Annotated in this window: 12 protein-coding genes; 6 read left to right on the forward strand and 6 right to left on the reverse strand. The window is 43.9% G+C overall.

What is annotated here, in order from left to right:
* Positions 1 to 25: 25 nt before the first annotated feature.
* The 6 genes from Q0R17_RS11270 to Q0R17_RS11295 form a co-directional block, all read right to left on the reverse strand.
* A complete protein-coding gene (locus Q0R17_RS11270; RefSeq protein WP_293935215.1) occupies positions 26 to 2179 on the reverse strand; it encodes a chemotaxis protein CheW in 2154 nt (717 codons plus the stop codon).
* 33 nt (positions 2180 to 2212) lie between these two features.
* Positions 2213 to 2578: a response regulator gene (locus Q0R17_RS11275; protein ID WP_293935217.1), complete on the reverse strand. Its 366-nt coding sequence runs from the start codon at positions 2576 to 2578 to the stop codon at positions 2213 to 2215.
* 113 nt (positions 2579 to 2691) lie between these two features.
* Positions 2692 to 3888, reverse strand: a complete 1197-nt coding sequence (locus Q0R17_RS11280) for a methyl-accepting chemotaxis protein (RefSeq protein WP_308446358.1) — start codon at positions 3886 to 3888, stop codon at positions 2692 to 2694.
* A gap of 235 nt (positions 3889 to 4123) precedes the next feature.
* Positions 4124 to 5851 carry a fused response regulator/phosphatase gene (locus Q0R17_RS11285; protein ID WP_293935219.1) on the reverse strand — a complete coding sequence of 576 codons (1728 nt, stop codon included), beginning with the start codon at positions 5849 to 5851 and terminating at the stop codon, positions 4124 to 4126.
* A gap of 9 nt (positions 5852 to 5860) precedes the next feature.
* Positions 5861 to 6166, reverse strand: coding sequence for an STAS domain-containing protein (locus Q0R17_RS11290; RefSeq protein ID WP_293935221.1), 306 nt, complete (start codon positions 6164 to 6166; stop codon positions 5861 to 5863).
* An 86-nt stretch (positions 6167 to 6252) separates the two neighbouring features.
* Positions 6253 to 7428, reverse strand: coding sequence for a PAS domain-containing sensor histidine kinase (locus tag Q0R17_RS11295; RefSeq protein WP_293935223.1), 1176 nt, complete (start codon positions 7426 to 7428; stop codon positions 6253 to 6255).
* A gap of 236 nt (positions 7429 to 7664) precedes the next feature.
* Here Q0R17_RS11295 and Q0R17_RS11300 point away from each other — a divergent pair, with 236 nt between their 5' ends.
* From Q0R17_RS11300 to Q0R17_RS11325, 6 genes are all read left to right on the forward strand, one after another.
* Complete coding sequence (locus tag Q0R17_RS11300; protein ID WP_293935225.1) at positions 7665 to 8615, forward strand: chemotaxis protein; 951 nt, start codon at positions 7665 to 7667, stop codon at positions 8613 to 8615.
* Between the two features lie 29 nt (positions 8616 to 8644).
* Positions 8645 to 9583: a chemotaxis protein gene (locus Q0R17_RS11305; RefSeq protein ID WP_293935228.1), complete on the forward strand. Its 939-nt coding sequence runs from the start codon at positions 8645 to 8647 to the stop codon at positions 9581 to 9583.
* A gap of 57 nt (positions 9584 to 9640) precedes the next feature.
* Positions 9641 to 10030 (forward strand): chemotaxis response regulator CheY, encoded by a 390-nt coding sequence (gene cheY / locus Q0R17_RS11310; protein ID WP_046351200.1) that lies wholly within the window; start codon positions 9641 to 9643, stop codon positions 10028 to 10030.
* A gap of 33 nt (positions 10031 to 10063) precedes the next feature.
* Positions 10064 to 10867: a protein phosphatase CheZ gene (gene cheZ, locus Q0R17_RS11315; RefSeq protein ID WP_293935233.1), complete on the forward strand. Its 804-nt coding sequence runs from the start codon at positions 10064 to 10066 to the stop codon at positions 10865 to 10867.
* A 43-nt stretch (positions 10868 to 10910) separates the two neighbouring features.
* Positions 10911 to 12821, forward strand: coding sequence for a chemotaxis protein CheA (locus Q0R17_RS11320; RefSeq protein ID WP_293935234.1), 1911 nt, complete (start codon positions 10911 to 10913; stop codon positions 12819 to 12821).
* 110 nt (positions 12822 to 12931) lie between these two features.
* Positions 12932 to 14152: an EAL and HDOD domain-containing protein gene (locus Q0R17_RS11325; protein WP_293935236.1), complete on the forward strand. Its 1221-nt coding sequence runs from the start codon at positions 12932 to 12934 to the stop codon at positions 14150 to 14152.
* Positions 14153 to 14323: the final 171 nt, after the last annotated feature.

Below are 14323 nucleotides of genomic sequence, written 5' to 3' on the forward strand. Positions count from 1 at the left end.
TTTAAATAAATAAAAATAGCAAGACTCAAGCAATTGCCCGAGAAACACCCTGACTAATATGGACCAGCTGCGCCACATCTAAAATAAATGCAACATGACCATCCCCCATAATTGTCGCACCTGCCACCCCTGGAACTTTGCGATAATTGGTTTCTAGATTTTTTACGACGACTTGATGCTGGCCCAATAAATCATCAACAAACATCGCCACTTTTTCCCCTTCTGCTTCTAATATAATCACCAAGCCTTCATGAAATTCAGTGACTTTAGGGGGAACATTAAATATTTCATGCAAAGCAATAAGCGGTAGATATTCGCCACGTACATTTATCACCCGCCCTTTACCCGCCATTGTTTTTACTTCATCGTGCCTAGGCTGTAATGATTCAATAATAAACGCCAATGGGATAAGGTAAATCTCATCCCCTACCGATATAGACATTCCATCCAAAATTGCCAACGTTAATGGCAGTCGAATACTCATAGTTGAGCCAATACCATACATTGAGCTAATTTCAATCCGGCCCCCCATCGATTGAATATTCCGGCGCACTACATCCATACCCACACCACGCCCCGAAACATCAGTCACTTGCGCTGCAGTTGAAAAGCCTGCTTCAAAAATAAGTAACCAGACTTCTCCATCCGTCATCCCATCATGCACAGCAATATCACGCTCACGCGCTTTGGCTAAAATACGCTCGCGATTAAGCCCCGCACCATCATCAGCCACCTCAATCACAATATTGCCGCCTTGATGAAATGCACGCAGCGTGAGAGTCCCCGTTGGGGATTTTCCTTTGGCCACCCGCTCATCCGGTAATTCAATGCCATGATCAAGGCTGTTTCTAACTAAGTGAGTTAAAGGATCAGAAAGTTTTTCAATAAACCCTTTATCTAATTCAGTACTTTCACCAATAAGCTTTAATTCAATTTTTTTATTTAGTTTTCCAGCTAAATCACGAACCAATCGAGGGAAACGACTAAAAACAAAAGAAATGGGCATCATGCGAATCGACATCACCGATTCTTGTAATTCCCGTGTATTGCGCTCTAACTGCCCAACACCAGAAAGCATATTTTCATGAATAACGGGATCAAGATTAAGTGCGGTTTGAACCAACATCGATTGAGTAATGACTAATTCGCCGACCAGATTCAATAATTGATCGACTTTCTCTACACTCACACGAATAGACGTATCTGCCGCTACAGCCGTTGGTTTTGAAGAAGTGGCAGCCACTTTAACCTTACTAAGCTCTGGCACTTCTGCTTTAGCCACTTTAGTGCCATCAGCAGCACTTAATACTTTAGGTCTAGGCTCAAAAAAACCATAACCAGCACCATCTGTAACGGTAGCGGCCTCGGCGGGCGGGGCTGCAGGTTGGGGGGTGATTTCTGTAAAAAACCCATACCCCTCACCATCTTGAGCCGTGACCGCTGGGGCATCAGCGGTGAAGAAACCATAACCATCACCTCCTTCCATCGCAGAGGCTGCAGGCTCATCCTCGGTAAAAAAGCCGTAGCCATCACCATCACTCAACTTATCCGATACCACCTCAGCTGCGCCGCCACCCATCGTGATCCGAGTAGGCTCAACAGCAAAGGCCAGCGTATCTAAAACTTCTTGAGCAGAGTCCGCAGTAAGCAACTCATAAATCCAATTACTATGCTCCCCTCCCTGAACACAGCCAGAGAGTGTGCCATAGCCCATTAAGGCCCTTTTAACGGCCTCTTCATCAAAGCTTGCACCTGCGGCAATAATAATTTGTATACAAGGCTCAGCCGATGATTCGTTGGCAAATTTCTCTAGTAGCGTGGTGATTTCTTTAGCCGCTTCTAAATCTGCACTGCCCCCATCACGATGCGAGGACAATATATTCTGCAGTACATCGCCACTTCGCAAAAACACGTCAATCATATCTGCGCGAAGATCAAGTTCGTTTTTACGAATCCGATCTAGCAAGTTTTCTAGGATATGGGTTACTGCCGCTAAATCGGTAAATCCAAAGGTAGCAGCCCCCCCCTTAATTGAATGTGCAGCCCGAAAAATAGCATTTAAATCTTCGCTATCAGGATCATCCAAGCTGAGCTTAAGTAAAATGGATTCCATTGTTGCCAGGTGTTCTGCAGCTTCATCAAAGAACACTGCAATAAACTGGCTCATATCAATCGCCATACCCCCTCCTTCCGCCAAAAGCCTGGCTAATGGCTAGCCAATCACTTTGCGTACCACTTCAAGTAATTTTTGAGGGTCAAAGGGTTTAACGAGCCAACCTGTTGCTCCTGCCGTTTTCCCTTGCATTTTCATTGCATCGCTTGATTCTGTAGTAAGCATCAGCATCGGAGTCGATTTATATTGTGGCGTGGCTCTGAGGGTTTTAATCAGGGTGAGCCCATCCATCCCTGGCATGTTTTGATCAGTAAGAATCAAATCAACTTGTACTTTTTTAGCCTGCTGTACGCCCAAATTACCATCACTGGCTTCAACAACGTCATAGCCCGCGCTTTTAAGCGTAAACACCACCATCTGCCGAATGGATGCAGAATCATCGACGGTCAGAATCTTTTTAGCCATATTGCCTCCAAGCATATAAAGTTTTAAACATTTAATATCTGCTCCAAATCACGTTTTGCATATGCTCAAAGGATAGTAATAAAAAATGTCAGATGGTATGTAAGCTAAAGTAGTTAAAATAAATCTATATCGCCACTACTCATACTGCCCTGCGCCACAGGATTTTTATGCATTGAATCTGCCACGTGCACTGAGCGCTCACCCAAAGCTTGAAATTCAACTACTTTTTCTTTCCATGCCAGCATTGGGTTTTTATGATTTGCAATATAGCCATAAATTAATGCCAATGCTTCTTGTATTTCCACCTGAGCCACCACACGGCCTTTAGCGTGTAATAAAAGCTGATTAACCAAATCCTGAAATTGTAAGCCTCGCACGGCATTAGCCACACCAAGCTCCACTTGTGCGGCTATTACAGCTAATTCACTCACCACCGATTCAATATTTTTATTCATCTCACCAATTTTAGACATGGTTGCTTCAACTTGCACCTTTGATTGCATTGATTTACTCATATCTTGCGAAGCCAAACGCATAATCGCCTCATCTGCAATAGAAACAGATTCATGAATTTGCTTAATATTTACCCGAATTTGCCGGCTAAAATGATTGGTACGCATTGAAAGTGCTCTTACTTCATCAGCAACAACGGCAAACCCACGCCCTGCTTCCCCTGCTCTTGCGGCCTCAATAGCCGCATTTAAAGCCAGTAAGTTAGTTTGCTTAGCAATTGATTCAATTTCATTCAATACACCTAATACTTCTTCTACTACTTTTCCTACCTGCTCCATTTGATCAACCAATCCCATCGCAGTGTAAGAATTAGAAATAATACTTTCTACAAATGTGGTTAAAATACTCGATGTTTCAGTAACAAAACTTTCAAAGCCCCCCCCTTGATCCTTATTTGCATGTAAAAACAAAGATTCCGCCATTTCTTTTTGTAAACGGGATTGATCAGCAATTTCAACAAAGCCATTTAGTAAGGCAGGGACCGCATCAGCAAATATTTCAACAGCGCGTTTTACTTCATCATCCGCCAGTTGCAATTGTGCTACTGAAAATAAAGACATATCCGATTGAGCCTGCAAAGAGCCCCCCATATGTAATAAATCAGTAAATTGAGAGGCACCTAAGTCACCCCCCTCCTCTTTATTTAAAAATAGTAAAACAAGAATAGGACACCAAGCAGCCAGAAGCCCACAGATAAGTAAGAGCCACGCTGAAGCATTCAGCCACATGATAAAAAAGAATAGAAAACTTACGAAAGATGCAAAACAACACAAAATAGACAGGTTCTTTTTTAGCATAAGAAAGCCTCAAAATCAGTACGCAGCATCAACGAGAAACCTCCTCGCCGCTTCACACTCATAAAGATAGCTTATATAGCTAAAATTGAAACAGGAATAATAGATGAGGGATAAAATAATGCAGACAAGTTATGTATAGCTTTTTTTAATTTAAAAAAGATATACATATCCTAGATCAAGAATGACTATAAATAAATAGAGATGCAGATATCAATGAATAGGCAATCGCAGAGGCTTATGCAGCCTCTGTACGAGGAATATAATAAGCAACTACTTCATTGCCCGTACCATGGTATTGCGCAGACGCACAAAGGGATCTAACCAATGCAATCCCCCGACCAAAGGCAAACTGATGAGCAAGCGCATCCGTTTTAACATTTAATTGTGCCCAATCAAAACCATGGCCACTATCTTTAACTCGAATTCTTAAAACGTCTTTGCCTTCGTAATGTAATCCCGTTAAATCAATTTCAATTCTACCTTCGGTAAGTTGCTCTAGGCGATTGGCGCGCTCGCACAAATATTGCTCCATACCATCAATACCGCGTTTCATTGAAGAATTTAAACCAAGTACACCATGATCTAAAGCATTAACAAATAGCTCAGTTAAAATCAAAAAAACATCAGATTGGCTAAATACAAGTGAGCGTACCCCACCAATAAAATTCATCATAAAAGGCACGGTATTAATATGCCTAATTTCATCCACACCCAAGGCAACGCTATAGCGCCAAGCACTTTCACCTAAAGCTGCCAAGGTAGATATATTAACTACTTCATTGCTATGAAAAATACGCTCTGCAGAATTAGACCCCGCTCTTTCCTTATCGCCAAAATAAGCCAATACCAAGGAGATATCATCATGATGTGCCTCGCCCTCTAAGAATAGGGCTAAATCTTTTTGGGCATGAGCCAGTCTTTCTGTGGCAGGAACTTCAGCGAGTACGCTTAATAAACGCTCTAAGCCATAGTCCCCTTTTACTGAATGCCGCGCTTCAATTAATCCATCCGAGTAAGCAGCCAAGCAAGCAGGCTCATCAAAGTAATAACGGTCAGTCATTAAATCCATGGCATGGGTAGGAACAATACCCAACGGTAAATGAGATGATTTCCATGTATGTTTAACTGCACCACTTGGATCGAGTACATGCACAGATGGCATGCCTCCATTCCAAACTTCAATACAACCCGCCGATTCATCAATTGAAATCAATACCAATGCGACAAAACGGCCTATAGGTAAAACCTGCCTTACCTTATTATTCATCTCGATAAGAATATCTGAGATCGTATAGCCCTTTTCAGTCATCGTGTAAAATGGCTGAGTTAATGGCAAGACATTGAGTGCAGCAGTTAAACCATGACCAATACCATCAGCAAGCATTAGATAAAGTGCCTGCCCAGGGGTACGCGCAGCAGCAATCAAATCACCAGAAAGACTTTCGGCTGGAGAGAGGTAATATTCAAACTGAGGGTCATACAGTAATTCTGCATTAACCATTTGCTCCATTAAATGGCTAACTACACGCTTCTCTTCTTCTGCTCTATCGTAGTAATCCGCTAATTTAAGTGATTGCTCACGGACTTTACGATTTAATTCCAAAGTGCGGCTAAATGCTTTTAATTTGGCTTCTAAAACACGGAAATTTACCGGTTTATTAATATAATCATCAGCCCCTTGCTCAATTGCCTCGGCTAATTTGTTTTCTTCGCCCACACCGGTTACAAAAACAATGGGCACCCACGTTTCATTAGCCTCATGTTTAATGGCAATCGCGGCATCTAGCCCTGACATGACCGGCATCATCATATCCATCAGCACCAGATCAGGTCGTTCTAAACGCCACGTTTCTAAGGCCTCTAAGCCGTTGTGTGCCTGAATAGCCTTATGGCCTAAGGCCTCCACAAAGCGTGAAATAAGTAAAAGTACTGATTCAGTATCGTCAACGACTAGAATTTTCATAGTAAGCTTTTAGCGTATGGTGAAAATCTTACCAAAACAGGCTATTTCTAACACTTGCCTGACCGAGTCTCTGCAATTAACCAAAGCTAAATTTTTACTAGCTGCACCGATTTTTTCTTTCAGCAATAGCAACATGCCTAATGCGGAGCTGTCTAAATAATTTACATTTTGAAAATCAACCAGCACTTCTTTGATGCTTGGATTGCTGATAAGCGTTTCACATACCTGGCGAAACTCTCGGTGAGCGCTGAAATCGAACTGCCCGGAGAGAACCACTCGACCCACGTCCCCTTCGATCTGCACAGTTGGTGTCATACAAACCTCAATTTCATGAAAGATATAAGTTTAAAATCACTATGAAGAACACAAGATGGGCGAAAGAAAAAAACCACCTCTTGCTTTCATACCTTAGTAGGGCAATACAGAACTGGCAACCGTATCGTAAACGAACTACCGGTTCCAAGGTTAGAATTTACGCCAATCTCCCCTCCTAAGCGAGTCAGAAGGTTACTCACAATCGCCAAACCAAGGCCTGTACCGTCTTTTTTGGTGGTAAAAAAAGGCTCAAACAAGCGTTCTTGCACCTCTAAAGACATTCCACAACCTTGATCTTCAACGCAAACTTCCGCCATTCCTTCGCTTATTGTAAGCGATAATTGAATGATGTCTCCCTGTTTGGATGCGAGCATGGCGTTGTCCATCAGATTCGTGACACAACCCAAGAGTTCCTTGCGGTTAGCGCTGACGACCAGTGCGTCTGCACCAGGTAACACCTTAAGTATGCAGCTCATTTGATGACTATTGAGCTGAGGCAGCATCATTTGCTGTGCTTCATTGAGTAGCCCCAACAACTCTACCGCTTCCATTGGCACGTCTTGTCCACGCACAAAACTCAACATATTTTGAATTAAAACTTCTAAATGCCTTAAGCGAGCTAAGTTTTTTTGCCCAAATTTTTGCCGATCACTCTCGTTTAATTCTGGCTTAGCTAAGTGCGCCGAATAAAGTAATGCGGTAGCAAGCGGGGTGCGTAGTTGATGAGCTAGCCCTGCTGCCATCTCCCCCATTACCGCTAAGCGTTTGTGTTGGGTTAATGCACGCTGCAATTCCCACATATCACTCACATCATGGATCAACATGATTTTGCCATGCTCATTTGGCATATCATTCACCATAATGCTGATGCGCCGCTCCCCATTTTCTGCCTGCGACAGCCAAAGATCAGGGCCATTACTGGCTTGTAAATGCTCAGTAATATACTGCTGCCAAAGGGCACCTAGCCTTAGCGCTTTCATCATTAAACCTGCGGCAGGATTAAACTCAACCACCACCCCTTGCTCATTTAATTCCACCACTCCGCCAGGCAAACGCTCCAACAGTAAAGAGAGCCGCCGTGACAAAGCAGCCTTTTCATCTAACTCGCGACGCAAATTTCCATTCGCAATTTCCAATTGATCGGCTAAAGAAACCACTTGCTGCTGTAAATCTGCGTAAGCCAAGCTAAGCTGATTTGAAGCTTCTGTAAAAAGCGAAAAAGCACTTTCCAACTCACGGGGGTCAATACCAAGATTGTCCATATAACACCTTCCTTGTTGCTTTTTCTTTTTTACATTATAAAGTGACTAGACAGCAGCCCAAAACAATGATCCACATTATTTTGGAAGCCAAGATAATTTAAATATTAGTGAAAGTTAAAATAGTTCGGGTCTTACGGCTATAATTGCATCTTTTAGTGTTTGTACAGCTGCTTCCTAAATGTTCCATCCCAACACCGTCGGTTAAGAATACTTAAACGCAGCCTGGAGCTATTTCTGTGTCTGACTTATTAAAAAATATTGACGCTCGAACAAAACTGGCTGGTACTAACAAGCTAGAAATTCTTTTATTTACTCTCGGGCAAGATGAGCGCTCTGGCCGACGAGAGAACTTTGCAATCAACGTATTCAAAGTGCGTGAAGTCATGCGAACGCCGGAAATCACTAAAGCGCCAGATATGCCCCCATCCATCGAAGGCATGGTGAGTTTGCGCGGCACATTGGTTCCGGTCATTGATTTAGCGCGTTACGCTGGCATTGCAACCACAACGCGCCCAGAGATCATGATTGTTTCTGAATACAATGGCCACACGCAAGGCTTTTTAGTTGAAGCGGTTGATACTATTTTGCGACTCGATTGGTCTCAAATGCGTGTTCCACCCGATATGCTTATGTCACAAATGGGGGGCTTAGTTGTTGCGGTAACAGAGCTTGAAAATAATAAACTTGTGATGATGATGGATGTAGAAAAGGTGCTGGCTGAATCGGTACCTGGCTCAGACAAAATCGATCCAGAAACCTTAATTCAAGACATTAGCCTCACCACTAAAACAGTTTTTATTGCAGATGATTCAGTGGTTGCTCGCCGTCAAATCGAAATGACTTTAGACGCGATGCATATCAAACATATTTCTACCATTAATGGCAAACGTGCTTGGGATGAATTGCAGCGCATTGCGCAATCTGCAGATTTGCAAGGCAAATTAGTAAGAGACATGGTTCATTTGGTGCTCACCGACGTAGAAATGCCAGAAATGGATGGCTATATGCTCACCAAATTAATTAAGAGTGACCCACGCTTTGCGGGTATTCCAGTACTAATGCATTCGTCATTATCAGGAGCCTCCAATCAAAAACTGGGACAATCCGTTGGTGTAGATGGTTATGTTGCCAAATTTGAGGCGCATCGACTATCTGAAGCAATTGCCAATTTTTTACTTAAAGAATAAAGCGTCAAGAACAACAGCAGAGGTGATTTATGTCCAGTAATTCGACCAATTTACTTGAAAGCATTGATGCGCGAACCAAGCTGGCTGGTTCCAATAAAATGGAAATCCTGCTGTTTACCCTAGGAACGCGTGAAATATTTGGTATCAATGTTTTTAAAGTTCGCGAAGTATCTCAAACACCAAAAATTACCAAGACCCCAAATATGCCCTTAGGTGTTGAGGGTGTACTTTCTTTGCGTGGTAATATCATCCCCGTTATTGCACTAGCCAAATTTGTAGCTACACAAGAAACGCCTTCGGCAGAAGCCACCAGCACGATGATTGTGACTGAGTTTTCGAAGCATACCCAAGCCTTCCTTGTTCATGAAGTGGATCGTATTATTCGCGTTGATTGGGATAAGGTTCGTGCGCCAGAAACCATGCTTGCAGGCAATCAACAGCTCATTACGGCCCTGACCGAATTGCCTGATGGCAAACTTGTATCGATATTAGATGTAGAACAAATCCTAGCCAGTGTGATTGGCGAACCCATTATTCCAGATTTACAAAAAGCGGCTATTAACCCTGAAACATTTATGTTTTTTGTGGATGATTCAATGGTTGCCCGTAAAGAAATTATTAGCGTGCTTGATAAAATTGGCGTGAAGTATCACCAAGCTAATAATGGCCGTGAAGCATGGGATAAGCTGCAAAACTTGGCGAATCGTGCCACACATGACGGTGAACGACTGCGCGACAAACTAAAAATGATTTTAGTAGATGCTGAAATGCCAGAGATGGACGGCTATGTATTAACTAAGCATATTAAGTCTGACTCTCGCTTCCAAGGTATTCCTATTGTGATGCATTCATCTTTATCTTCAAATGCGAACAGGGCGATGGGAAGCAGCGTTGGTGTCGACGCTTATGTGGCAAAATTCGACCCCGTCATTCTAGCCGACACAATCACCCCTCTGCTGGTTGGTTGAGATCGGTTTTATAAAAACAAGCCGTTTACAAAGAGTGTAAACGACATGGAGTAGCATATGGCAGATAGCAACCTGCGTATTTTAGTGGTGGATGACTTTTCCACAATGCGCCGTATTGTTCGTAACCTTTTGAAAGAACTTGGCTTCTCCAACGTTGACGAGGCAGAAGATGGCCAAGTTGCTTTGCATAAGCTAAAAAATGGCTCTTTCGAATTTGTGGTTACCGATTGGAATATGCCTAATATGACTGGCATTGAGCTGCTACGTGCAATCCGCGCCGATGCTCAGCTCAAGCACTTGCCCGTCATGATGGTGACAGCCGAGGCAAAAAAAGAAAACATTATTGAAGCGGCTACCGCTGGCGCAAATGGCTACATCGTAAAACCATTCACAGCTGCCACATTGGATGAAAAACTGAAAAAAGTTTTCGCCAATATGAGCAAGTAGAACAAGAACCTGACAGACGCACAGGAGGCGACTGTGAACGATCATGCCCTAAATAGCGGAGATTCCGCAGACCTAGAAGCGCTATTCGATAGTATCGTTCATTCCTCTCAGGATAGTGAACCGGCAGCACCTGCACCAGCCCCGGCTGAAGTTAGCCCACTGGCAGCAAGTAGTCATCCGGCCGCACTCACTGCTGAAGAAATGAACGATCCTGCTCGCGCTATGTTTTCACACATTGGGCAGCTAACACGAAAATTGCACGACACCCTTAAAGAACTTGGCTTAGATAAATCACTAGAAAAAGCTGCAACCGACATCCCCGATGCGCGTGACCGGCTATCTTATATTGCGACCTTAACCGAGCAAGCGGCAGATCGAACCCTCAATGCCCTTGATGCTGCTAAACCCATCCAAGATAAAATCAGTGATGATGCAAAAGCACTCGGTACACAATGGGATAAGCTTTTAGCTAACCAGCTATCTGTTGATGAGTTTAAAGCCTTGGTTGAAAAGACCAGAACACACTTGAGCGATACCGTAACAGGCTCAGATCAAGTGAGCAGTAAGATGTTAGAAATCATGATGGCTCAAGATTTCCAAGATCTCACTGGGCAAGTGATCAAAAAAGTACTGGATATGTCCAAGCAAATGGAAGCTCATCTCATGGACTTCTTGCTAATGTTCTCTCCGCAAGGCACCGTCGTTCGGCACGATGGTGTAAAAGTAGATGACGATGCCTCCTTACTCAATGGCCCCGTTATCAATCCAGAAGGCCGCACGGATGTGGTTACCAATCAAGGGCAAGTTGACGATTTGCTTGAGAGCTTGGGTTTCTAAGCCACTATTTAATTGAAAGAACGCAACCTTTGGGGGAGCGAAGATGAGCACTGACTTTGGCGGCATGGAAGACCTGCTGCAAGATTTTTTAACAGAAGCGTCTGAGCTCCTGTCTGAAGTAGACAATAAACTCGTTGAACTTGAAAAAAGGCCCAACGACAAAAATCTACTGAACGATATTTTCAGGGGTTTTCACACCATTAAAGGTGGGGCAGGCTTTCTTAATGTTGATGCCATGGTTCGCCTATGCCATCGCACAGAAAATCTATTTGATAAGCTACGTACTCTAGAGCTAGTTCTTACTCCAGAGATCATGGATACCATAATGGCCGCAACTGGCATTGTGCGTGACATGTTTGGTGCACTAGCAAAAGGCGCTTTGCCTGCTAATGCGCCAGAAGAGTTAATCGCAGCACTGGATGCTGTGCTCGAAGGGCGGCCATTAGAAACGGTTGTTGCTCATATTGCCGCACCAGCGCCAAGCCCTACTCCAGCCGCCGCCATACCGACTCACGGCCCTGATTGGGATACGCTATATAATGCCCTACTTGGCATACAAAGCGCTCCTAGTCCTGTCATAGCCGCAGTTGCTACACCTATTAATAATGAAACACAGCATGGACCTGCAGCCATGGAACACGTTGTTACTGATCCAATGAATAGCTTAAAGCCAGCACCGGTAAAAGCTGCGGTTGCCGCTCCTCAGCAGCAACAACAGCAACAGGTTGCGGCGGCTCCGCAAGAAGCCACGATCCGTATTGATACCGTACGGCTGGATCAAGTGCTTAACTTATCCGGTGAAATTGGCCTAACCAAAAACCGTCTAACTACGCTACGCACCGATATTATGGCGGGCAAGATGGATAGCAACACCTTAAAAGCGATGGATGAGGCTATTAGCCAACTTGATCTCTTGGTGGGTGATTTGCAAAACGCGGTTATGAAAACACGTATGCAGCCTATTGGCCGCTTATTTCAAAAATACCCCCGTTTAGCACGCGATTTAGCACGTCAACTTGGTAAAGACGTTGAGCTAGTCATTTCTGGTGAAGAAACCGAACTAGATAAAACCATGCTTGAAGACTTGAACGACCCACTCGTTCACTTGGTGCGTAATGCGGTTGATCATGGTATCGAAACCATGGAAGACCGTAAAACTAGCGGCAAGCCAGCCAAAGCGATTGTTGAGCTATCCGCCACGCAAGTTGGCGACCATATTCTGATCGCGATTACGGATGATGGCCGAGGGATGCGCCCCGATGTGATCCGTAAAAAAGCGGTTGAAAAAGGTTTGATTGACGTCGAAACGGCCAATAGCCTAGACGACAAACAAAGTTTGCAACTCATCTTTATGCCTGGTTTTTCAACCAAAGACCAAGTTTCCAGTGTATCTGGCCGTGGTGTGGGTATGGATGTGGTTAAAACCAATATCCAGCGCCTTAATGGCCGTATTGATATTCAATCAGTCGTTGGCGAAGGCTCACGCTTCACCATTTCTCTGCCACTCACCTTGGCCATTCTACCGGTACTGGTTGTGCGCGTTTGTGATCAGCCATTTGCAGTGCCACTGGCTATGGTGCGTGAAATCATCCCAATTCGGCATGAGCAAATCCAAGAAGTATCTGGCCGCGCCACGATTGTGGTTCGCGACGAAATACTCTCGGTACGCTCATTGGCCAGCCTACTTGGCTGGGAAGAAGTACAACTTCCGCAGTTTGGTGTATTGATGCAATCTGCTGAGCATTCCTTTATCTTGGCCGTAGATAGCTTTATTGGCCGTGATGATGTGGTGATTAAACCACTGCAAAATATTCGCCCTAAAGGTGTTGCAGGTGCAACGCTATCGGGTGATGGCTCCGTCGTGCTTGTTTTAGATATGGAAGACCTGCTGGGTGCGGCAGATGCAGACAACTCTGCAATCCGTACCTCACGCTTCCTTGAAAAAACTGAGTAACTTATGCATTTGCAGCTAGGAACAATTCATAGCCCTAGCTGCATACAGAACTGCTACAATTTTCCGGTGCGAATATCGCCTCGATGTCGCGTACAGGGTGTTTCCAAAATATGACGCAAGACCACGCATTTATCGGCCGCCAGCCTATCCTTAATCGCCAACAAGAAATTATTGGCTATGAGCTGTTATTTCGACTCAACAAAGAAGCAGTTACCGCAAACTTCTCCAGTGATATGCAAGCTGGCACCAATGTACTAGTAAACACACTCAGTAATATGGGTACAGATTGGCTAGTGGGTAATAAATTAGCCTTTATTAACGTTGCTGAATCGATGTTAGAAAGTAATTTCTTGGAATTACTTCATCCAGAACGTGTGATTTTAGAAGTGGTAGAAACCACCGAAGCTACTCCGCAATTATTGGCGCGCTTGCAAAGTCTAAAAGATCAAGGCTTCTCAATTGCACTAGATGATTTTGTGCTTACCCCACAAACAGCACCATTCTTAGAGTTTGCTGATTATATTAAACTTGATATTCAGCTATTAGGCATGGCACAAGTGCCAGCGCTCTCTAAAGAATTACGCTGCTCTAAAGCCCTACAAGTTGCAGAAAAAGTTGAAACTAAAGATGAATTCAAGCAATGCATGGATTTAGGCTTTGAATGTTTCCAAGGCTATTACTTTGCCCACCCAGAAACACTGGCGGCTAAAGTCATCAACCCATCTTATGCCAACATTCTCAATCTTTTAAATATGCTGCGTAATAATGCAGAATTAAAAGATATTGAAAATGCGCTTAAACGCGACGTTGCTTTATCTTTTAAATTATTACGTTACATTAATTCAGTTGGCTTTGGCTTATCGTGTGAGATTCAATCGTTCCGCCATGCAGTGACTATTTTAGGCTATCAAAAGCTGTATCGCTGGCTCACCCTGCTCTTAGTTACGGCCGGTGCAGATAGTGGCTCACCCCCTGCCCTGCTTAAAACAGCCATTACTCGTGGCCGTTTAGTTGAATTACTCGGCTCGCATTTGCTGGATGGCCAAGATCGAGACAATCTATTTATTGTTGGCGTATTCTCACTACTCGACGTATTACTCGATATGCCAATGGATAAAATCTTAGAAACACTGATTTTGCCAGAGAATGTTACGGATGCCTTGATGACTCGTACGGGTATGTACGGCCCCTTCCTAGCGCTAGCAGAGGCTTGTGAAGACCCAAGCATGTCTGAGGTGCCCTTTTTATGTGAGCAGCTACAACTCACACCTGACATGCTAAACCGCTCACACGTTCAAGCACTAAAATGGGTTGAAGAACTGGGCGTATAAGCCATTTTTTAGCCAAAAAAAAGCCGCTAGATGAACTGCACCCCAAAAGTTGGACACCCGTCCATTTTTGGGGTGTTTTTATGTCCAAGTACACAATGCAATTCAAACTTACTGCCGTTCAGCAATATTTAACGGGCGAAGCAGGTATTAAAACGATCGCCAAGCAACATG

This window comes from Iodobacter sp. (assembly GCF_025352645.1).
GTDB lineage: Bacteria > Pseudomonadota > Gammaproteobacteria > Burkholderiales > Chitinibacteraceae > Iodobacter.